This is a genomic window from Serinibacter salmoneus, assembly GCF_002563925.1.
In the GTDB taxonomy this organism is placed as follows: Bacteria; Actinomycetota; Actinomycetes; order Actinomycetales; family Beutenbergiaceae; genus Serinibacter; species Serinibacter salmoneus.
Map to the genome: position 1 here is coordinate 1,059,568 of NZ_PDJD01000001.1, position 20,995 is coordinate 1,080,562.

Sequence of the window (20,995 nt, forward strand, 5' to 3'; positions counted from 1 at the left end):
CCGTGACCACGACCCCGACGCATCCCAGGCCGGCTGACCTCCCTCCCCGGGCGCTGAGCGACCTGGCCGACGCGCACGCCCTCGTGCGTGATGAGCGCAGCCCGTCGCCGCAGGGCGTGCAGGTGAGCGGCGTGACCCTCGCCACGGCCTCGGCGCACCCGGGTGATCTGTTCGTGGCGGTGCCGGGCTTGCGTTCCCACGGCGCCCGGTACGCCGACCAGGCCCGGCACGCGGGCGTCGTCGCGATCGTCACCGACCAGGCCGGTGCCGACCTCATCGCGCAGGACGGCGGGCTCGCGATCCCCGTGCTGTGTCACCCCGAACCGCGCGCCATCGCCGCGGCCCTGGCCGCGGATGTGTATCGCGAGCCGTGGCGGGAGATGACGACCACGGGGGTGACGGGGACCAACGGCAAGACCACCACCACCTTCCTGCTCGCGGAGATCCTCGCGAACCTCGGGCGGCGCGCGGGTCTGATCGGCACGGTGGAGACCCGGGTGGGCGGTGTGGCGGAGCCCTCGCGGCTGACCACACCGGAGGCGCCCGATGTGATCGGGATGCTCGCGGCCATGCGGGCGGCGGGCGACACCGACCTGGTGATGGAGGTCTCCTCCCACGCCATTGCGCTGCACCGGGTGGACGCCCTGCCGTTCGACGTCGTCGGGTTCACCCACCTGACCGCCGACCACCTGGACTTCCACGGTGACCTGGAGAGCTACTTCGGTGTGAAGGCGCAGCTGTTCACCCCGGCGCACGCGCGGCGCGGCGTGGTCTGCGTGGACGAGGAGTGGGGACGGCGACTGGCGGCCGAGGCGACCATCCCGGTGGTCACGCTCGCCACGCTCGAGCACCCGGACGCGACCGGCTCCGATGGCGCGATCGACCCGGACTGGCGGGTGGCCGAGCGGTCGCTGCGGGACCAGGGCTCCCGTTTCGCCCTGCTGGGCCCTCGTGGCGAGCGGATCGAGGTGGACCTCAGCCTGCCGGGCGACTTCAACGTGTCCAACGCCGCGCTCGCGGTGGTGCTCGCGCTGACCGCCGGTGCGGACCTCGAGGCGGTCCGTGGGGCTGCGGCGCACCTGACGGGTGGCGTTCCCGGCCGCATGGAGGTGGTCGGCACCAGCCCCCGGTGCGTGGTGGACTTCGCGCACAACGCCGATGCTCTCACCCGCGCGATCCGCACCCTGCGCCAGACCACGGCCGGTCGGCTGTGGGTGGTCTTCGGCGCCACGGGAGACCGCGACCCGAGCAAGCGCGAGGAGATGGGCCGCACGGCTGCGCGTGAGGCGGACGTCGTGGTGGTGACCGACGACGATCCGCACGGTGAGGACGCCGCGCGCATCCGCGCCGCGGTGCTGCGGGGCGCTCGCGGCGAGGCCGAGTCGGATGCGGCTCGGGCGGCGCAGGTCCTGGAGATCGCGCCCCGGGCCGCGGCGATCGAGCATGCCGTGATCCAGGCTGCGCCCGAGGACACCGTGCTGATCGCGGGACGCGGGCACGAGACGATCCAGGAGGTCGCGGGGGTGGATCTCGACCTCGACGATCGTCATGAGGTGCGGGTGGCACTGACCCGCAGGAAGGGACCCGACGCGTGAAGTTCTCGATGGAGCAGGTGGCCCAGGCCACCGGTGGACGCCTGGTGGGCGAGGGCGGCGCGGAGGTGACGGCCGTGGCCATCGACTCGCGCGCCGTGCGTGCGGGCGACCTGTACGTGGCCCTGCCCGGTGCGCGGGTGGACGGCCATGCCTTCGTCGACGCCGCACGCGCCGCCGGTGCCACGGGATCGCTCACCACCCGCGACCTCGGCGAGCAGGCAGGTCCGCACGTGGTGGTCGAGGACGCGCAGACGGCCCTCGGGGACCTGGCCCGCGCGGACCTGCTGCGCCGGCAGGCGCAGGGTGGCACGCCGGACGTGGTGGCCATCACCGGCTCGGTCGGCAAGACCACCACCAAGGACCTGGTGCAGGACGTGCTCGGTGCGCTCGGCCACGTCTACGCCACCCGCGGCAGCCTCAACAACGAGATCGGGCTGCCCCGCACCGTGCTCGACTCCCCGCAGGACACTCGGGTCCTCGTGGCCGAGATGGGTGCCGACGCGCCAGGGAACCTCACCTACCTCACCAGCATCGCCCCACCCCGCGTGGCCGTCGTCCTCGCGGTGGGCCGGGCGCACCTGGAGGGTTTCGGCAGCATCGAGGGGGTGCAGCGCGCCAAGGCCGAACTGGTGCAGGCGCTGCGGCCCGGCGGGCTTGCCGTGCTCAACCACGACGACGCCCGGGTGCTGGCGATGCGAGCGGACGCCGAGCTGGTGGGTGCCGGCGTGGTGACCTACTCCGCCAGCGGCCGTCCGGAGGCGCAGGTGCGCGCCGAGAACACGCGCGTCCTGGACACAGGGCAGGCCTCGTTCGACCTGTGCACCCCGCAGGGGCGGGCGTCGGTCACTCTCGCGCTCATCGGCGGGCACCACGTGGCCAACGCGCTGGCGGCCGCCGCGGTGGCGCTCGAACTCGGCATGAGTGTGCAGCAGGTGGCCGAGGCGCTGGCCGTGGCCGGTCCCCGCAGCCCGCATCGTATGGCCCGGCACGACCTCGCCGGCGGCGTGACCCTGATCGACGACTCCTACAACGCCAATCCCGAGTCCATGCGGGCGGCACTGCGCGCCCTGGTCGCCCTCGCCCGCGGTCGGCGCAGCGTGGCGGTGCTCGGGGAGATGCGTGAACTGGGGGAGTCCTCGCGCGATGAGCACGATGCCTTGGGTAGGTTGGCCGTGCGGCTGGACGTCGACAAGCTCCTCGTGGTGGGGCAGGGCGCCCGTCCGCTGTACACCGGGGCCCTGCTGGAGGGCTCCTTCGGCGAGGAGGCGCACTTCGTGACCGATCCCGACCAGGCGGAGGCGTGGCTCCGTGACACCCTCGAACCGGGTGACGTGGTGCTCCTGAAGGCCTCCAACGGCGCCGGGCTGCACGCCCTGGCGGATCGGCTCGTGGGGGGTGGGGCATGATCCCGGTCGCCGTAGCAGGATCGGTGGCGCTGTTCGTCTCGCTGCTGGGCACACCCCTGTTCATCCGTTACCTCGTGCGCAAGCAGTACGGGCAGTTCATCCGCCAGGACGGGCCGACGACGCACCACACCAAGCGCGGCACACCCACCATGGGTGGGGTGGTGATCATCGTGGCCACCCTCGTGGGCTATCTCGCCGCGGCGATCGTCTCCTTCTCGCGCACGGGCTCCCTGCCCAGCGCCTCCGCGCTGCTGCTGCTCTTCCTGATGGTGGGGCTCGGCGCCGTCGGGTTCGCCGACGACTTCACCAAGATCTCCCGGCAACGCTCGCTCGGACTCTCGCCGATGGCGAAGATCCTGGGACAGGGCGGGGTGGGCATCGTCTTCTCGATCCTCGTCCTGCAGTTCCCGAACGAGAACGGCGTGACCCCGGCATCGATGTCGATCTCCTTCATCCGGGACACCTCCCTGACGATGGCCGCCCTCGCCCCGGCGCTGGGGTTGGTGCTGTTCGTGATCTGGGCGAACTTCCTTGTCACCGCCTGGTCGAACGCGGTGAACCTGACCGATGGGCTGGACGGCCTGGCGACGGGCGTCAGCATCTTCACCTTCGGCGCCTACGTGCTGGTGACGATGTGGCAGTTCAACCAGGCCTGCCCCGGTACCGGGTGCTACGAGGCACGCGATCCGCTCGACCTGGCGATGGTGACCGGGGCGATCGTGGGCGCCTGTGCGGGGTTCCTGTGGTGGAACGCCTCACCCGCTCAGATCTTCATGGGTGACACCGGCTCCCTGGCCCTCGGTGGTGCCCTCGCCGGCCTGTCGATCCTGACCCGCACCGAGCTGCTCGCCGTGATCATCGGCGGGATGTTCGTGGTGATCGTGGCATCCAGCGTGATCCAGATCGGCTTCTTCAAGATCAGTGGCGGCAAACGCGTGTTCCGCATGGCGCCCCTGCACCACCACTTCGAGCTCGCGGGGTGGAACGAGGTCACCATCGTGATCCGGTTCTGGCTGATCGCTGCCGTGTTCGCGGCGGCCGGGCTCGGCATCTTCTACGCCGAGTGGATCACCGGATGAGGCCACAGACCGATGGCGGGGTGAACGAGCGCCGCGAGCAGTGGCGAGACGCCCACGTCCTGGTGGTGGGCCTGGGCCTGTCCGGCCTCGCTGCGGCACGCAGCCTCGTGGCGCTCGGTGCGCGTGTCACCGGGATCGACACCCGCCCGCACGTGGCCGAGGCCGCGGCCGCCGAACTCGGTGCGGCGGCGCGGGTGCTCGCGGCGCGCCAGGACGAGCAGTCCCTGATCGCCGAGGCCCTCGCACGTGGTCCTCGCGTGGCCATCGTCTCCCCGGGTATCCCGCCTCGCTCACCGCTCGTGGCGGCCCCCCGCGCTGCGGGCCTGGCGATCCTGACCGAGTTCGACCTCGCGTGGCTGATCCGGGCGGACAACGCCCCGTGGTTCTTCGTCACCGGGACCAACGGCAAGACGACGACCGCGCAGATGACCAGTGCCCTGCTGCAGGCCGCCGGTCTGCACGCCCCGCCCCTGGGCAACATGGGCGTCGCGATGACAACCGTGGCGCTCGAGGGGATCGCGGACGAGGCCGGCACGGTGCGCCCCCCGCAGGCGTGGCCGGTGGAGATCGCCGCGCTGCAGTTGCACGACACCACCTACCCCGAACCCCAGGCGGGGATCTGCCTCAACGTCGCCGAGGACCACCTGGACCACTTCGGCACGATGGCGGCCTACCGGGCCGCGAAGGCCAAGGTCTACCAGCACGCCCGCGGTGCGTGCGTCTACCCCGAGTGGGAGGACGGTGCGCGCGCGATGGTGGAGGAGGCGGATGTGACGGAGGGGGCGATCGCCGTCGGCCTCTCCCTAGCCGCGCCGCGGATCGGCCAGATCGGGGTCGTGGAGGGTCTCGTGGTCGATCGCGCGTACTACGCGCGCCGACAGCGCGAGGCGCTGGAGTTGTTCGGGGTGGAGGATCTGCGGCATCTCGCGATCGGTGACACCGTCCCACCCCACGTGCTCACCAACGCGATGGCCGCGGCAGCCCTGGTGCGCTCGGTCGACCTGGAGCCCGAGGCGATCACCGCAGGGCTGCGCGGGTTCCGGCTCGATGCCCACCGCATCGCCACGGTCGCCAGCCACCAGGGCGTCAGCTGGGTCGATGACTCCAAGGCCACCAACGCGCACGCCGCCGAGGCCTCCATGCGGCAACTTGCCGCCGGTACCTGCGTGTGGGTCGCCGGGGGCGACGCGAAGGGTGCCGACCTGGAGGACCTGGTGCGCCGCCAGGCGGACCGGTTGCGCGCCGTCGTGCTCATCGGGAAGGACCCCTCGCCCTGGAGCGGTCCATTGTCGCGACACGCGAGCGCAATCCCCGTGATCGAGGTCCCCGACGGTGACACTACAGAGGTGATGAGGGCAGCGGTGGCGGCGGCGCATGCGCACGCGCGCCCGGGTGACACCGTGCTGTTGGCGCCCGCAGGCGCCTCGTGGGACCAGTTCCGCAGTTACGCCCACCGCGGTGAGGCGTTCGCGCAGGCGGTACTCGCACGACTCTCCGACGCCCAGGGACCGCCGGAGGTCTCGTGAGCGCGCCCAGCGTGCCCCGCGAGACCACCCGGCCCGCGGCCCGCGCGCTGCGCTCGGCCTGGGACTCGCCGGTCGCGTCCTACTACCTCATCGGCGGTGTCACGCTCGTGCTGACCTGCCTCGGGTTGGTCTTCGTGCTGTCCAGTTCCACGGTCGACGATCTCAGTTCGGCCTCCGGCTCGCCGCTGACCACGTTCCTCGGGCAGGCCCGCTACGCGCTGATCGGGCTGCCGTTGGCGTTCCTCGCCTCGCGGGTCAGCGTGCGATGGCTGCGCCGGCTCGCGTGGCCGGGCTTCCTGTTCGCCCTCGGTCTGCAACTCCTGCCGCTCGTGCCGGGCCTGGCGATCACCGTGGGCGGGAACGTGGTGGGAGTCGGCATCGCGGGGTTCACCTTCGCGCCCAGTGAGTTCGGGAAGCTGGGGCTCGCCCTCTGGCTCGGCCTGGTGCTCGCGGCACGGCGGCAGGACCTCGCCTCGCTGAAGCACGTGGCGCTGCCGGTCGGCGGAAGCGTGCTCCTGGTCGGCCTGCAGTTCTGGTTCACGCAAGACCTGGGGACCACGCTGGTGCTCGGTGCGCTCGTTGCCGGTGCGCTCTTCGTGGCGGGACTCCCGCTGCGGATCTTCGCGGCCTTCGGGGTACCGGCACTGGCGGTGCTGGCGTTCTTCGCCACGCAGGGCACCACTCGGTCGGCGCGGATCCTGGCGCTGCTGCAACCGGATGCGCTGGACTCCCAGGGACTGGGCTACCAGAGCAAGATGGCGCTGCAGGCCCTGGGTACCGGAGGCGTCAGCGGCGTCGGTCTCGGGGCATCGCGCACCAAGTGGAACTACCTGCCGGAGGCCCACAACGACTTCATCCTGGCGATCGTGGGGGAGGAGCTCGGGCTGCTCGGCACCCTCCTGATGCTCGTGCTCTTCGCTCTTCTCGCGGTCGGGATGACCCGGGTCGTGATGCGACACACCGACCCCTTCGCGAAGATCGCCACCGGTGCGATCGCGTCGTGGATCCTCGCCCAAGCCCTCGTCAACATCGGAGTCGTCATCAACGTGCTGCCCGTGATCGGGATCCCTCTGCCGCTGGTCTCCGCCGGCGGGTCCTCCCTCATCGCCACCCTCCTGGCGCTGGGCGTGGTGCTTGCGTTCGCGCGCAGCGAGCCGGGCGCCGCCGAGGCGCTGGCCGCTCGCAGGGGCGCCGTGCGCCGCTCGTTCTCGGTTCTGACCTCCCGGTCCGGTCGCGTCACGGGGGTCGGCCGATGAGCGCGCCCCTGCGCGTGCTCCTGGCCGGAGGGGGAACCGCGGGGCACACCAATCCGTTGCTCGCGCTCGCCGACGAGCTGCGGGCCGCCGATCCCGCGACCGAGATCCGCGTGCTCGGCACCGCGGAGGGCCTGGAGAGCCGACTCGTGCCCGAGCGCGGATACGAACTCGTGACCATTCCGCGCGTGCCCTTCCCGCGCCGTCCGAACGCGGCGGCTGTGCGCTTCCCCGGCCAGTTCCGCCGCGCGGTCGCCCTCGCCGAGGATGCGGTGCGCGAGATGCGGGCGGACGTGGTGGTGGGTTTCGGCGGGTACGTGGCCACGCCCGCCTACCGCGCCGCCGCCCGGCGGCGGGTGCCCGTGGTGATTCACGAACAGAACGTGCGTGCGGGGCTGGCCAACCGGCTCGGGGCGCGCCGCGCCGATGCGGTCGCCCTGACCTTTCCGGAGACCTCCCTGCGGGCTCGCCGTGGTCGGACCGTGCGCACGGGCCTGCCCCTGCGGCCGGACATTGCCGCGCTTGCGGCCGCGGATGAGGCCACCCGTGCCGCGGCGCGCGAGTCCGGCGCGCGAGCGCTCGGCCTCGACCCGGCCCGCCCGATCCTGCTGGTCACCGGCGGCTCCCTGGGCGCCCTGCGCCTGAACACGGCGATGGCCGGCGCGGCGCAGCGCCTCACCGAGGCAGGGGTGCAGGTGCTGCACTCGGCGGGCAAGGGCAAGGCCGCCGCGGTGGCGCCCTCGGCGCAGGCCGCCGGTGCGGACTACCACCTGCAGGAGTACCTCGACGACATGGCTCAGGCCTATGCCTGCGCCGACCTGGTGATCGGTCGCGCGGGCGCCGGGACCGTGTGCGAGCAGGCCGCCGTCGGGCTCCCGGGCATCTACGTACCACTCCCGATCGGCAACGGTGAGCAGCGGCTGAACGTCCGCTCCCTGGAATCCGCCGGCGGTGCGATCGTGGTGGCCGACTCCGAGATGACCGCGGAGTGGATCCTGGGGCACGTGCCCGAGCTCGTCACCGACCGGGCCCGACTCGAGCGCATGGCCGCGGCCTCCCGGTCCTTCGGTGTGGTGGATGCCGCCACACAACTCGCCGACCTCGTGCGCGCCGTGGCCGGTCGGAGCGGAGTCGAGCGTTGAACACGGAGCAGATGAGTACTCACCACCCAGATCACGGCACAGGCCAGCACTGGCACTTCATCGCGATCGGCGGCCACGGGATGAGCGTGCTCGCGGAGATCGCCCTCGAACTCGGACACCGGGTGACGGGTTCGGACCAGGTGGCCGGCGAGGAGGTCGTGCGGCTGCGGGAGCGCGGCGCGCGGGTGGACATCGGGCACGCTGCCGCACAGGTCGAGGGAGCCGACGTGGTCGTGGTGTCCACGGCGATCCGCGAGGAGAACGTCGAGGTGGTGCGAGCCCGCGAGCTCGGCATCGAGGTGATCCACCGCTCCGAGGCGATGACCAGGCTCACGGCGGGTCGCCCGTTCTACGCCGTTGCCGGCACCCACGGTAAGACGACCACCTCCGCGATGCTCGCCGTCGCGCTCGAGGGAGCGGGCTGCGACCCGGGTGCGGCCATCGGCGGCACGGTGACGAGTTGGTCGAAGGGCTCCCGGGTGGGCAGCGGGCCCTTCGTGGCGGAGGCGGACGAATCGGATGGCTCCTTCCTGCGCTACACCCCCGCGGTGGCGATCGTGACCAACGTGGAGGAGGACCACCTCGCCTACTACAGCGGGTTGGCGCAGATCCTCGACGGCTTCACCGCGTTCGCCAACTGCCTGGTTCCCGGTGGGCTGCTGGTCGCCTGTAGCGACGACCCGGGATCGCTCGAGGTCGCGCGCCGGGCGCACGCCGCGGGGCTGCGGGTGCGCACCTACGGGCAGGCGGACCCGGTCACGGCGCAGGGTGAGCCGCTCGGCGTCGAGCACGTCTCGGTGCGGGAGGTGGAGCTGACCGCCGGTCACGCTGCGGCGATGCTGCACCCGCTGGGTGGGATCGAGTCCGCCGGCATCACACCGCTGCGGATGGCGGCCCCGGGGCTGCACACCGTGCTGGACGCAGCAGCGGCCTGGGCCGCCGGGCTGGAGGCCACGGGCACCGATGCGCACAGTGCTGCCCGACTGGCGCAGGCGCTGGGGGCATTCGGGGGCGCCGGGCGCCGTTTCGAGGAGGTCGGTGAGGCGGCCGGTGTCCGCGTGGTCGACGACTACGCCCACAACCCCACCAAGGTCGCGAACGCGCTGGCGGCGGGTCGCCTGGCGGTGGGAGAGGGCCGTCTGATCGTGCTGTTCCAACCGGCGCTGTTCACCCGAACCCGCGACTTCTACGCGGAGTTCGCCCGCGCGCTCGACGGCGCCGACGAGGCCGTGGTGATCGACGTGTTCGGGTCCCGCGAGGACCCGATCCCGGGCGTGACCAGCGCACTGATCGTGGATGCGCAGCCCGCGGAGCGCGCGGAGCGGGGAGCCTCGCCGTTCGCGCTCGTGCCGGAGCGGGAGGACGCCGTGGCCTGGGTGCTGGAGCGCGCCGAACCCGGCGACCTGGTGATGACGGTCGGCTCGGGCGACGTGACCCTGCTCGCTCCGCAGATCCTTCGGGCGTTGTCGGCGCGCGATCCCGAGCCAGGTCAATCGGCGCGGTGAAGCGACCGAACGCGCCGCGCGCCGGCCGCTCCACGCAGCACCCCAGTGACGGCTCCGACCTCGTCCTGAGCGAGACCGACCTCGATGCGACCCTCGCCGCCGATGTCCCCTCGAGCACGTCCGGGGCGTCTGGTTCATCGCCGTCCGCGGCCGGTGCCTATCAGGCGCCGGTCTCGAGCCTGCACCGCAGGCTCTCCGAGCGCCAGCGTGCATCCCGGCGCCGCTGGGCGGTCCGGGCGAGCGTGGGTCTCACGGCGGCGGTGCTCGTGGGACTCCTGGTGTGGACGGTGATGTTCTCCTCGTTGCTGGCGCTGCGCGCCGACGCCGTGGCGGTGCGCGGCGAGGGTGCCTGGGTCGATGCCACCGAGGTGGCCGACGCGGTGGGGGAGTGGGTCGGTACCCCGTTGGCGCGACTGGACAGCGCAACGGTGCTCGAGCCGGTCCTGGCACTGCCGGGGGTGCAGGACGCCACGATGAGCCGTGCCTGGCCCCATGGGGTGAGCGTGACGATCGAGCCGCGCGAGCCCGTTGCTCGCGTGACGGGTGCCGACACGGTGGACCTGCTGGGCGATGACGGCGTGGTGATCGCGACGGTCCCGGCGGCGCAGTCCCCGGGGGGACTCGCTGAACTCGCCATCGATATGAGCGCCGAGGACGCAGCGCAGACCGCTGTGGGTGTCCTGGAGGTGCTCGCCGCGCTCCCGGACTCACTGGGCGCGCGGGTGGAATCGGCGTCCGCGACCTCACCGCGTTCGATCACACTGGTGCTCGACGACGGCGCCCAGGTGTTGTGGGGCGACGGGAGCGAGCCGGAACTCAAGGCGGCGGTCCTGGAGACACTGCTCCAGGTGGGGGCGCAGGAGTACGACGTCAGTGCACCGCTGGCACCGACCACGTCCTGATGCGACGCGGCGCGCGGCACCCGGTGCGGGAATCGCGCGACACGCCAGACACACCCCACGACATCGTTGATCCCCCTGCAGGGAGCACCTAACGTCAGTGGCAATCGGAATCTGACATAAGTATCAGCCTCAACCTGAGGGTGAGAGTTTCCCAGTCGGCCGTGGTCGGCGTGAACGAGAGGGATCAACGTGACGACACCGCAGAACTACCTGGCGGTCATCAAGGTCGTCGGGATCGGTGGCGGCGGCGTCAACGCCGTGAACCGCATGATCGACGCCGGGCTGAAGGGCGTGGAGTTCATCGCCGTGAACACCGACGCCCAGGCGCTCCTGATGAGCGACGCCGACGTGAAGCTGGACGTCGGCCGTGAGCTCACCCGCGGTCTCGGCGCAGGCGCCGACCCGGAGGTGGGCAAGAAGGCCGCGGAGGACCACGCCGAGGAACTCGAGGACGTGCTGCGCGGCGCTGACATGGTCTTCGTCACCGCAGGGGAAGGTGGTGGCACCGGGACCGGTGGCGCGCCCGTGGTGGCACGGATCGCGCGCTCGCTCGGCGCGCTCACGATCGGTGTGGTCACCCGCCCGTTCACCTTCGAAGGGCGCCGTCGCTCCACGCAGGCGGAGAGCGGTATCGACGCCCTGCGCGCCGAGGTCGACACCCTCATCGTGATCCCGAACGACCGCCTGCTCTCGATCAGCGACCGCAACGTCTCGGTGCTGGACGCCTTCAAGTCCGCCGACCAGGTCCTGCTCTCCGGTGTCCAGGGCATCACCGACCTGATCACCACCCCCGGCCTGATCAACCTCGACTTCGCCGATGTGAAGTCGGTGATGCAGAACGCCGGCAGCGCGCTCATGGGTATCGGCTCCGCAGTCGGGGAGGACCGCGCCCTGCAGGCCGCCGAGCTCGCCATCTCCTCACCGCTCCTGGAGGCGAGCATCGACGGTGCCCACGGGGTGCTGCTGTCGATCCAGGGCGGCAGCGACCTGGGGATGTTCGAGATCACCGAGGCGGCCCGCCTGGTCCAGGAGGCCGCGCACGCGGAGGCGAACATCATCTTCGGCACCGTGATCGACGACACGCTCGGTGACGAGGTGCGCGTGACGGTGATCGCCGCCGGATTCGACGGCGGGGAACCGGAGCCGATCGGGCGCGGTGAGCGCCGGATCGGCCAGGTGGCGTCCCGGGCGGAGGCGCCCGCGGCGCCGCGCCTGCAGGTCCCGACCCTGGAGGAGGAGCCCTCGGACTCCGAGGCGGCGGGCGCTGCGCCGCGTGCACCCGAGCCGGCCCAGGCCGAGCGCATCGGGCGGGAGGAGTCCGTGCGGACGACGCCCCCGGCTGCGCCGGCGGTGGAGCGTCCGCTGCGCCGCGCGCCGGAGGAACTGGACGTCCCGGACTTCCTGCGCTGACCGTGGAGCCGGTCGCTGCGGAGGGCGACGCCCTGGCCGAGGCCGATCTCCTCTCGCTCGGACTCGGCCCCGGGGTGCGTGCGTTCATCACGACGCGTGCGGGGGGTCGCTCCGCGGCGCCCTATGACAGCCTCAACCTGTCCTTCGCCGTCGGCGACGAACCGGAGGATGTGGTAGCCAACCGCGAGCGCGTGGCGCAGGCGGTGGGCATGCCCGTCACCTGGCTGCGCGCCGTGCACGGGCGGGAGGCTCTGCAGGTCGACGCCCCGATGGACGCGGATCCGCATGTGGACGCGATCGTCACGAACCGCCGGGGTGTGGCGCTCGCGGCGCTCGCCGCGGACTGCGTGCCGCTCCTGCTCGTGGCGCGCCAGGAGCAGGAGGGGCCGCCGCTCGCCGTCGGTGCCGTGCACGCGGGGCGTCGCGGCGTACAGGCCGGCGTGGTCACGGCTGCGATCGAGCGGCTGCGCGAGGTGGCCGGATCGCGGCCGGAGGCGCACGTGGTGGCCCTGATCGGCCCGGCGATCTGCGGGCGGTGCTATGAGGTCCCGGACGCGATGCGCTCCGAGGTCAGCGCCGTGGTGCCGCAGGCGTGGGCCACGACGGCGTGGGGGACGCCCGCGCTCGACCTTCCGCGGGCTGCTGCCGAGCAGGCGCGAGCGGCGGGTGCCTCGGTGATCGAGTGTGGGCTGTGCACCCGGGAGGACGCCCGCCTCTTCTCCCATCGTGGCGACGGCCGCTCAGGGCGCTTCGGCTCCGTCATCGGGATGCTCTAGCGCGACACGCCGCGGGACGTGCGGGGATTTGCCCGAGTGCACCGGGATAGTTTCCCCAAGGAACACCCTGATCTCGGCACCGGAAGGGACGCTCATGGGAGCGCTGCGCAAGACGATGGAATACCTCGGGCTGTCTGAGCCCGAGCGCAACGACGACCTGGAGTATGTCGTGACAGATGATGACGCGTACGACGCCGGCCACGACGATGCGCCGCTGCCGACCCCGGCTTTCCGGGAGGTGGCCGGTCACACCGCGCCGGTGACCCCGATCTCGACCGCGCGCTCTGCCGTGCCGGGCGGGGACCTGCGCCGCATCACCACGGTGCACCCGCGTGCGTACAACGACGCCAAGCTGATCGGTGAGGCATTCCGCTCCGGCACGCCGGTCATCATGAACCTGACCGAGTTGTCCGACGCCGACGCCAAGCGGTTGGTGGACTTCTCGGCCGGCATCGTCTTCGGACTGCACGGTTCGATCGAGCGTGTCACCAACAAGGTCTTCCTCCTCTCGCCGGCCACGGTCGAGGTCACGAGCGAGTCCGCGGCGCCCGAGGGTGGCGCACGACTGTTCAACCAGGGCTGAGGGCGCGCGGCGCCACGTAGACTGATCCGGTGATCGGAGTCGTTGCCCTCGTCGGGTATGTCATCGTCCTGCTCTTCGTCGTCGCGATGCTCGTGCGCATCGTGTTCGACGTGGTGCAGATGGTGGCGCGCCAGTGGCGCCCGAGCGGCATCGCGCTCGTGGCCGCCGAGGCGGTCTACACCACGACCGATCCGCCGCTACGCCTGGTGCGCCGTTTTATCCCGCCGCTGCGGCTCGGGGGGATCGCGCTCGACCTGGCGTTCATCATCATCATGATCCTGGCGTGGATCCTCATGGGGATCCTGGGCGGGCTCTCGATCTGACGGCATGGGTCCGTGCCCGCGGTGGGACCAGCGCGCGGCGACCCCGGGCTGCTGTCTCTGCCCCTGACACGATGGCGCGGGCGGCACGCGCCGGGAGCCGGCATCCGCTAACGTAGTCCGCGATTGACCGCATGTGTACCTGCGTGCGACCCCGACGAACCGAGGTGACGAAATGACGCTGCTGACAGCTGACGACGTTCTCCAGAAGACGTTCCAGCAGACGAAGTTCCGCGAGGGATACGACCAGGACGAGGTCGATGACTTCCTCGACGAGATCGTCAACACCCTGCGCGTGCTCTCCAGCGAGAACGCGGAGCTCAAGGCGAAGCTCGAGGCCGGCGGTGCCGCCTCTGATGAGACGGGTCTGATCACCCCGGTCCAGGACGCGACCGTCGAGAACGAGCCGGAGTCCGAGGCCACCCCCGAGCCCGAGCCTGAGGCCGCCCCCGAGCCCGAGGCCACCCCCGAGCCCGAGCCGACTGCTCCCGTGGCCGCTGCCGCGGTGACCAGCGACCCGGAGTCCGCCACCGGCATGCTTCAGCTCGCTCAGCGGCTGCACGACGAGTACGTCCGCAACGGCAAGGACGAGGGCGACCGACTCGTCTCCGAGGCGAAGTCCGAGGCCGAGCGTCTCGTCTCCGAGGCGGAGGGCCAGCGTGCGCGCACGCTCAAGCAGCTCGAGAGCGAGCAGGCCACCCTCGAGCACAAGATCAGCCAGCTGCGCAGCTTCGAGCGCGACTACCGCATGCGCCTGAAGAGCTTCCTGGGCTCCCTCGTGGAGACCCTGGACGCCCAGGCCAGCGTCGTCGGCGTCGACGGCGGTACCCCGCAGCTCTGACCCGTCCCTGACGGACCGTCACCCGGGGCGTGTGCCCGGGACGTCGCAGCGGCGTCCCGGGCACACGCATGTCCGCACCTCGTGTGCGCGTGCCCCGGGCAACCAGGCAGGATGGACCCCATGACCCAGGCGCGCGAGAAGTCCGCAGGCACCCGGCGGATGGCGACGCTCGCGGTGACCGCCGTCGTCGTGCTCCTGCTCGACCAGATCACCAAGACCATCGCGCTGGCCGAGCTCACTCCCGGGGCGCGCGTGCCGGCCATCGGCGATCTCCTCGGCTGGACCCTCGTGTTCAACCCGGGCGCCGCGTTCTCCTTCGGCACGGGTGTGACGTGGGTCTTCACGATCCTGCTCGCGGCCGTGAGCATCGGTGTGCTCGCCTACGGTGTGCGTGTGCGCAATCGGTGGTGGGCCATCACCCTCGGCGCCCTGGTGGGCGGCGCACTGGGCAACCTGGTGGACCGCCTCGCCCGAGAGCCAGGATTCGGCGTGGGGCATGTGGTGGACTTCATCGACTACGGCCCGTTCATCGGCAACGTGGCAGATATCGGGATCGTGCTCGCCGCATTCGCGCTGGTGGGCCTCTCGCTGCTGGGGATCGATCCGCGAGGCGGGGCCGCCACCGACCTCGCCACCACGCACGAGGAACACGCATGAGCGACCTGTCGCTGCCCGTGCCCGACGGCCTCGCCGGTGAGCGCGCCGACGTCGCGCTGGCCCGCATGATGGGCCTCTCGCGCTCCCGCGCCGCGGACCTCATCGATGCCGGAGGGGCGGCGCTGGACGGCGTGGCGCTGCGCCGATCCGACAGGCTGCGGGCCGGCGCCTGGCTCGAGGTGCAGCGACCCGAGCCTGCGGCCGCCCCCGCGGCGGTTGCGGAACTGGTCGAGGGTATGCGGATCGTGCTGCAGGACGAGGACGTGGTCGTGGTGGACAAGCCGATCGGCGTGGCCGCGCACCCCGCCCCCGGCTGGAGCGGCCCCACCGTGGTGGGTGGCCTCGCCGCCGCGGGCATCGCCGTGGCGACCTCCGGCGCCGCCGAGCGGCAGGGGATCGTGCACCGCCTGGACGTGGGCACCTCGGGCCTGATGGTGGTGGCCAAGAGCGAGCGCGCCTACACCGACCTCAAGCGCGCCTTCAAGGAGCGCACGGTGGAGAAGGTCTACCACGCGCTGGTGCAGGGGCACCCGGATCCCTCCACCGGCACGATCGATGCCCCCATCGGGCGCCACCCCAAGCACGACTGGAAGTTCGCTGTCCTCTCCTCGGGCAAGCCCTCGGTCACCCACTACGAGGTGATCGAGGCGATGCGTGCCGCGAGCCTGCTCGAGGTGCACCTGGAGACCGGCCGCACCCATCAGATCCGGGTGCACACCTCCGCGCTGCGCCACCCGTGCGTGGGTGACCTCACCTACGGCGCGGACCCGGTCCTCGCCCGCGAGGTGGGCCTGAGCAGGCAGTGGCTGCACGCCATGCGGCTCGGCTTCACCCACCCGGGTTCGGGGGAGTGGGTCGAGGTCACCTCCTCCTACCCCGACGACCTCGCCGCGGCGCTGGAGACCCTGCGCGGCGCCTGAGCCATCGCCGGCGTGGGCTCACCGCGGCCGCTCCTGGTGCGCCGCGAGCGCCACCTTCCGCTCCACGTCGTGATCCACGATCGGCGCCGGGTAGCCCCGCGGACCGCCCTGAGGCCACGGCTGGTGCGCGGCCTTGCCCTGCACCTCGGCGAGTTCGGGCACCCACCGGCGCACGTACGCCCCGTCCGGGTCGAACCGCTCACCCTGCCGCACCGGGTTGAACACCCGGAAGAACGGCGCGGCATCGGTGCCGCTGCCCGCCACCCACTGCCAGTTGTGCTGGTTGGAGGCGAGGTCGGCGTCGTGCAACTGCGTCATGAAGTACCGCGCGCCGCGCTGCCAGCGCACGTGCAGGTCCTTGACCAGGAACGAGGCGACGATCATGCGCACCCGGCCGTGCATCCACCCCGTCCGGGCGAGTTGGCGCATCCCGGCGTCCACGATCGGGTACCCGGTGCGCCCGGCCTGCCACGCCTCCAGCGCCTCCTGCTCGGCGCGGCCGGTGACCCAGGAGGACTCCGGGACGGCCGGCTTCATCGAGGTGCGGGCCGAGTCCGGCTGATGCCACAGCACGTCGGCGAGGAACTCCCGCCACCCCAGCTCGCTGCGCAGCGAGGCGGCGCCCTCGGTCGTCTCGGCCTGCTGCGCTAGCGGGGCCAGGTCCGCCAACAGGGTGCGCGGATGCACCTCACCCCACTTCAGGGCGACCGAGAGCTGGGAGGTGCCGTCGCGGTCGGGACGGTTGCGGTCTTCCTCGTACCGCGCGATCGGCCCGTCCAGGAACTGCGCCCAGCGCTCCAGCGCGGCGAGCTCACCGGCGCCGGAGACCTCGCCCGTGGCGGCCGCGGCCTCGAGCATCGCCTCGGCCTCCCGCTGCGCGGCCCGCAGCGCACCCGAGGCTCGCGGCACCATCACGCGCAGGCCCTGCGGCTCGGGTGCGGGCGCGCGCCACCCGTGGTCCAGCCACGCGCGCCGGAACGGGGTGAAGACCCGGTAGGGCTCGCCGTCGCCCTTGCGCACCCGGCCGGGGGCGACGGCATACGGCGATCCCGTGCGCATCAGCACGCGTCCGTCCGCGGCCAGGGCAGCCGCGAGTCGCTCGTCCCGGTCCCGCCCGTAGGGCCCGACGTCGGCCGCGGCGTGCACCTGATCGGCCGCCACCTCGCGCGCGAGCTGCGGGAGGAGCACGACCGGGTCCCCGGCCAGCAGCAGCATCCCGCCCAGGCGCTCACCCAGGAGCCGCAGCGAGGCCACCAGGTGCGCGCGGCGGCGGTCCCCGGATGGCGACCACAGGCGCGGATCCAGCACGTAGACCGGCAGCACGTCGGGGGCGGAGTCGGGCTGCGCCGTCGCGGGCCCGCCCGTGCCACCGAGCTGCCCGGCGGCGGCCAGCAGGGCCGGATTGTCGGCGATGCGCAGGTCGCGGCGCAGCCACAGCAGGGAGGTCGGCATCCCCCCAGGCTACGGAGGTCGAGCCCGGGACGGGCCCGTGCGGCGAACTACACTCCGGGGTATGGCAGATGCGGCACCCGGTTCAGACTTCGTCCACCTGCACGTCCACTCGGACTACTCGATGCTGGACGGCGCCGCGAAGGTCCCGGAGCTGGTGGCCGAGGCCGCTCGGCTGGGTCAGAAGGCCATGGCCATCACCGACCACGGGTACCTGCTGGGGGCGTACGAGTTCTGGAGCAAGGCCCGCAAGGCCGGCGTGAAGCCGATCATCGGCCTGGAGGCCTACCTCACCCCCGGCACGGCCCGCGGCGACAAGACCCGGGTGCGCTGGGGCGAGCCGCACCAGAAGGCCGACGACGTCTCCGGTGGTGGCGCCTTCACGCACCTGACGCTGCTGTCGGAGACCACACCCGGCATGCACAACCTGTTCCGGATGGGTTCGCTGGCGAGTCTGGAGGGGCACTACTTCAAGCCCCGCATCGACCGGGAGCTGCTGAACCGGTACTCCGACGGTCTGATCGCGTTCTCCGGCTGCCCCTCGGGGGAGATCCAGACCCGCATCCGGCTGGGGCAGTACGCCGAGGCCGTGCGCGCCGCCGGAGAGTTCCAGGACATCTTCGGCAAGGAGAACTTCTACATCGAGCTGATGGAGCACAACCTCGAGCTCGAGCGTCGCGTGGCGAAGGACCTGCTGCGGCTGTCGAAGGAGATCGGGGCGCCGCTGGTGGCCACCAACGACCTGCACTACACCCGCGAGGAGGACGAGTCCGCCCACGAGGTGTTGCTGGCGGTGCAGTCCGGCTCCAAACTCACCGAACCCACCTACGAGCAGGGCGGCAGCCGGTTCGCGCTGAGCGGCGAGGGCTACTTCGTGCGCTCGGCGATGCAGATGCGTGAGCTCTTCAAGGAACTGCCCGAGGCGCTCTCGGCGACCCTGGAGATCGCCGAACGCTGCAATGTGGAGTTCACCGAACAGGTCGGCAAGTACATGCCGCACTTCCCCGTGCCCGAGGGTGAGGACGAGATCTCCCTGTTCGTCAAGGAGGTGGAGGCCGGGCTGGAGAAGCGGTTCAACGGCAACGTGCCGCAGGACGCCCGGGACCAGGCGAAGTACGAGGTGGAGGTCATCACCTCCAAGGGGTATGCCGGGTACTACCTCGTGGTGGCGGACTTCATCAACTGGGCCAAGGACAACGGCATCCGGGTGGGCCCGGGCCGCGGCTCCGGTGCCGGTTCGATCGCCGCCTACGCGATGAGCATCACCGAACTGGACCCGCTGAAGAACGGCCTGATCTTCGAGCGGTTCCTCAACCCCGAGCGGATGAGCCTGCCGGACTTCGACATCGACTTCGACGAGCGCCGGCGCGGGGAGGTCATCGACTACGTGACCCGCCGCTACGGCGAGGAGAACGTGGCCTCGATCGTCACCTACGGCACGATCAAGGCCAAGCAGGCGCTCAAGGACGCCGGGCGGGTACTGGACTACCCGTTCGCGATGGGGGAGCGGCTCACCAAGGCGATGCCGCCGGCCGTGATGGGTAAGGACATCTCCCTGTCGGGGATCTTCGACCCGGAGGACCCGCGGTACGCGGAGGCGGGGGAGTTCCGCACCCTGTACGAGTCCGATCCGGACGCCAAGCGGATCACCGACACCGCCCGCGGCATCGAGGGCCTGAAGCGGCAGTGGGGGGTGCACGCGGCCGGGATCATCATCTCCTCCGAGCCGCTGCTGGACATCATCCCGATCATGCGGCGCGAGTCCGACGGCGCGATCATCACCCAGGTCGACTTCCCCGCCGGGGAGGACCTCGGCCTGGTGAAGATGGACTTCCTGGGGCTGCGCAACCTCACCATCCTCGACGACGCGCTGCAGAACATCACGATGAACGGCAAGGAGCCGGTGCTCATCGAGGACGTTCCGATGGACGACCGTCCCGCCTACGAGTTGCTGCAGCGCGCCGAGACCCTCGGGGTGTTCCAGCTGGACGGCGGCGGGTTGCGGCAGCTGCTGAAGCTGATGAAGCCGGACAACTTCGAGGACATCTCCGCCGTCATCGCGCTGTACCGGCCGGGCCCGATGGGCGCGGACTCCCACACCAAATACGCGCTGCGCAAGAACGGGCTGCAGGAGATCCAGCCGATCCACCCCGAGCTCGCGGAGCCGCTGGAGGACATCCTCGGTACCAGCTACGGCCTGATCATCTATCAGGAGCAGGTGATGGCGATCGCGCAGAAGGTCGCCGGGTACACGCTCGGACAGGCCGACCTGCTGCGCCGCGCGATGGGCAAGAAGAAGAAGGAGATCCTCGACGAGCAGTTCGAGGGCTTCCGCGAGGGCATGCTGAAGAACGGCTACTCCGACATCGCGATCCAGACGCTGTGGAACGTGCTCGTGCCCTTCTCCGGCTACGCCTTCAACAAGGCGCACTCCGCGGCCTACGGTCTGGTCTCCTACTGGACGGCCTACCTCAAGGCGAACTACCCGACCGAGTACATGGCCGCGCTGCTGACCTCCACGCGCGGGGACAAGGACAAGTCGGCGATCTACCTCAACGAATGCCGCCACCTGGGCATCACGGTGCTCCCGCCGGACGTGAACGCCTCCGTGGGGACCTTCACGGCCGTGGGTGAGGACATCCGGTTCGGGATGGCCGCCGTGCGCAACGTGGGGCAGAACGTGGTGGACGCGATCGTCGCGGCCCGGGAGGCGAAGGGGGAGTTCACCTCCTTCACCGACTTCCTGGACAAGGTCCCCTCCACGGTCTGCAACAAGCGCACCATCGAGTCCCTCATCAAGGCGGGCGCCTTCGACTCCCTGGGCCACACCCGGCGCTCACTGCTGCTGGTGCACGAGCAGGCGGTGGACTCCGTGATCGACGTCAAGCGCAAGGAGGCCGTGGGGCAGTTCGACCTGTTCGCCGACCTGGGGGCCGAGGAGGCGGGCGGCACCTCCTTCCAGGTGACCGTCCCGGACCTGCCCGAATGGGACAAGAAGCAGAAACTCACCTTCGAGCGGCAGATGCTCGGCCTGTACGTCTCCGACCACCCCCTGGCCGGCGTGGAGCACGTGCTGAACGCCGCCGCCGACGTCGGGATCGCGAGCCTGCTGCAGGACGAGCACCGGCCCGACGGCGCCACCGTCACCATCGCCGGACTGGTCACCGGGGTGCAGATGAAGATCTCCAAGGCCGGGAAGGCCTGGGCGATCGCCACCATCGAGGACCTCGAGGGCGCCATCGAGGTGATGTTCTTCGGCGAGACGTACATGGCCTACTCCACGGTGCTGGCCGAGGACGCGGTCGTGGTGGTCAAGGGGCGGCTGCGCCGCCGGGATGAGGAGATGTCCCTCATGGCGATGGACCTCACCCTGCCCGATGTCACCAGCACCGCCGAGGGCGCCCCCCTGGTGCTGAAGCTCCCCGAAGTGCGCTGCACCGCCCCGGTGCTCAGCCGGCTGCGGGAGGTGCTGGAGGCCCACCCCGGGTCCAGCGAGGTGCACATGCGGGTCACCCGGCCCGGGCGCGCCACCGTGGTGCGGCTGGAGGACCAGCTGCGGGTGGAGCGCTCCTCCCCGCTGTTCGGGGACCTCAAGGCGCTGCTCGGGCCGAGCGCCCTGGTGTGATGCTGG

At 71.5% G+C, this 20,995-nt stretch carries 17 protein-coding genes; 16 read left to right on the forward strand and 1 reads right to left on the reverse strand.

The genetic code is table 11. The annotated features are described in order from the left end of the window. Positions 1–2: 2 nt before the first annotated feature. The 15 genes from ATL40_RS04600 (at position 3) to ATL40_RS04670 (ending at position 15,915) form a co-directional block, all read left to right on the forward strand. Positions 3–1,595 (forward strand): UDP-N-acetylmuramoyl-L-alanyl-D-glutamate--2,6-diaminopimelate ligase, encoded by a 1,593-nt coding sequence (locus ATL40_RS04600; protein WP_098468513.1) that lies wholly within the window; start codon positions 3–5, stop codon positions 1,593–1,595. Continuing rightward, positions 1,592–3,001 (forward strand): UDP-N-acetylmuramoyl-tripeptide--D-alanyl-D-alanine ligase, encoded by a 1,410-nt coding sequence (locus ATL40_RS04605; protein ID WP_245866742.1) that lies wholly within the window; start codon positions 1,592–1,594, stop codon positions 2,999–3,001. Before ATL40_RS04600 ends, ATL40_RS04605 begins: the two co-directional genes overlap by 4 nt. Next, complete coding sequence (gene mraY, locus ATL40_RS04610; protein ID WP_098468514.1) at positions 2,998–4,080, forward strand: phospho-N-acetylmuramoyl-pentapeptide-transferase; 1,083 nt, start codon at positions 2,998–3,000, stop codon at positions 4,078–4,080. The genes ATL40_RS04605 and mraY overlap by 4 nt, the downstream gene beginning before the upstream one ends. Continuing rightward, positions 4,077–5,606, forward strand: a complete 1,530-nt coding sequence (murD, locus tag ATL40_RS04615) for a UDP-N-acetylmuramoyl-L-alanine--D-glutamate ligase (RefSeq protein WP_098468515.1) — start codon at positions 4,077–4,079, stop codon at positions 5,604–5,606. Before mraY ends, murD begins: the two co-directional genes overlap by 4 nt. Then, positions 5,603–6,862: a peptidoglycan glycosyltransferase FtsW gene (locus ATL40_RS04620; protein WP_245866744.1), complete on the forward strand. Its 1,260-nt coding sequence runs from the start codon at positions 5,603–5,605 to the stop codon at positions 6,860–6,862. Before murD ends, ATL40_RS04620 begins: the two co-directional genes overlap by 4 nt. Then, positions 6,859–8,001, forward strand: coding sequence for an undecaprenyldiphospho-muramoylpentapeptide beta-N-acetylglucosaminyltransferase (gene murG, locus ATL40_RS04625; protein WP_098468516.1), 1,143 nt, complete (start codon positions 6,859–6,861; stop codon positions 7,999–8,001). Before ATL40_RS04620 ends, murG begins: the two co-directional genes overlap by 4 nt. A gap of 11 nt (positions 8,002–8,012) precedes the next feature. Next, a complete protein-coding gene (murC, locus tag ATL40_RS04630; protein WP_098468517.1) occupies positions 8,013–9,506 on the forward strand; it encodes a UDP-N-acetylmuramate--L-alanine ligase in 1,494 nt (497 codons plus the stop codon). Next, positions 9,503–10,408, forward strand: a complete 906-nt coding sequence (locus ATL40_RS04635; RefSeq protein ID WP_098468518.1) for a cell division protein FtsQ/DivIB — start codon at positions 9,503–9,505, stop codon at positions 10,406–10,408. Before murC ends, ATL40_RS04635 begins: the two co-directional genes overlap by 4 nt. A gap of 189 nt (positions 10,409–10,597) precedes the next feature. Continuing rightward, the gene (ftsZ, locus tag ATL40_RS04640; protein ID WP_098468519.1) at positions 10,598–11,818 is read left to right on the forward strand and encodes a cell division protein FtsZ; all 1,221 of its coding nucleotides are present in this window, start codon (positions 10,598–10,600) and stop codon (positions 11,816–11,818) included. Between the two features lie 2 nt (positions 11,819–11,820). After that, positions 11,821–12,594 carry a purine nucleoside phosphorylase YfiH/LACC1 family protein gene (locus ATL40_RS04645; protein WP_245866747.1) on the forward strand — a complete coding sequence of 258 codons (774 nt, stop codon included), beginning with the start codon at positions 11,821–11,823 and terminating at the stop codon, positions 12,592–12,594. Positions 12,595–12,688: 94 nt separating this feature from the next. After that, on the forward strand, positions 12,689–13,177 hold the full coding sequence (locus ATL40_RS04650; protein ID WP_098468520.1) for a cell division protein SepF: 489 nt from the start codon (positions 12,689–12,691) through the stop codon (positions 13,175–13,177). Positions 13,178–13,206: 29 nt separating this feature from the next. Then, the gene (locus ATL40_RS04655) at positions 13,207–13,500 is read left to right on the forward strand and encodes a YggT family protein (protein WP_425443352.1); all 294 of its coding nucleotides are present in this window, start codon (positions 13,207–13,209) and stop codon (positions 13,498–13,500) included. A 172-nt stretch (positions 13,501–13,672) separates the two neighbouring features. Next, positions 13,673–14,338, forward strand: coding sequence for a DivIVA domain-containing protein (locus tag ATL40_RS04660; protein WP_098468521.1), 666 nt, complete (start codon positions 13,673–13,675; stop codon positions 14,336–14,338). Positions 14,339–14,458: 120 nt separating this feature from the next. After that, a complete protein-coding gene (gene lspA / locus ATL40_RS04665; protein WP_245866751.1) occupies positions 14,459–14,995 on the forward strand; it encodes a signal peptidase II in 537 nt (178 codons plus the stop codon). Beyond that, complete coding sequence (locus ATL40_RS04670; RefSeq protein WP_098468523.1) at positions 14,992–15,915, forward strand: RluA family pseudouridine synthase; 924 nt, start codon at positions 14,992–14,994, stop codon at positions 15,913–15,915. Before lspA ends, ATL40_RS04670 begins: the two co-directional genes overlap by 4 nt. 18 nt (positions 15,916–15,933) lie before the next feature. On the opposite strand, the gene ATL40_RS04675 is transcribed toward ATL40_RS04670, so the two are convergent. Further along, positions 15,934–17,367, reverse strand: a complete 1,434-nt coding sequence (locus ATL40_RS04675; protein WP_098468524.1) for a cryptochrome/photolyase family protein — start codon at positions 17,365–17,367, stop codon at positions 15,934–15,936. A 61-nt stretch (positions 17,368–17,428) separates the two neighbouring features. Between ATL40_RS04675 and dnaE the strand changes: the two genes are divergently transcribed. Then, on the forward strand, positions 17,429–20,989 hold the full coding sequence (dnaE, locus tag ATL40_RS04680; protein WP_098468525.1) for a DNA polymerase III subunit alpha: 3,561 nt from the start codon (positions 17,429–17,431) through the stop codon (positions 20,987–20,989). Positions 20,990–20,995 lie beyond the last annotated feature (6 nt).

Coding starts and splice junctions, on each gene's coding strand:
- mraY (WP_098468514.1), top strand. CDS start 2,998: ATGATCCCGGTCGCCGTAGCAGGATCGGTGGCGCTGTTCGTCTCGCTG.
- murD (WP_098468515.1), top strand. CDS start 4,077: ATGAGGCCACAGACCGATGGCGGGGTGAACGAGCGCCGCGAGCAGTGG.
- murG (WP_098468516.1), top strand. CDS start 6,859: ATGAGCGCGCCCCTGCGCGTGCTCCTGGCCGGAGGGGGAACCGCGGGG.
- murC (WP_098468517.1), top strand. CDS start 8,013: ATGAGTACTCACCACCCAGATCACGGCACAGGCCAGCACTGGCACTTC.
- ATL40_RS04650 (WP_098468520.1), top strand. CDS start 12,689: ATGGGAGCGCTGCGCAAGACGATGGAATACCTCGGGCTGTCTGAGCCC.
- ATL40_RS04660 (WP_098468521.1), top strand. CDS start 13,673: ATGACGCTGCTGACAGCTGACGACGTTCTCCAGAAGACGTTCCAGCAG.
- lspA (WP_245866751.1), top strand. CDS start 14,459: ATGACCCAGGCGCGCGAGAAGTCCGCAGGCACCCGGCGGATGGCGACG.
- ATL40_RS04670 (WP_098468523.1), top strand. CDS start 14,992: ATGAGCGACCTGTCGCTGCCCGTGCCCGACGGCCTCGCCGGTGAGCGC.
- ATL40_RS04675 (WP_098468524.1), bottom strand. CDS start 17,367: ATGCCGACCTCCCTGCTGTGGCTGCGCCGCGACCTGCGCATCGCCGAC.
- dnaE (WP_098468525.1), top strand. CDS start 17,429: ATGGCAGATGCGGCACCCGGTTCAGACTTCGTCCACCTGCACGTCCAC.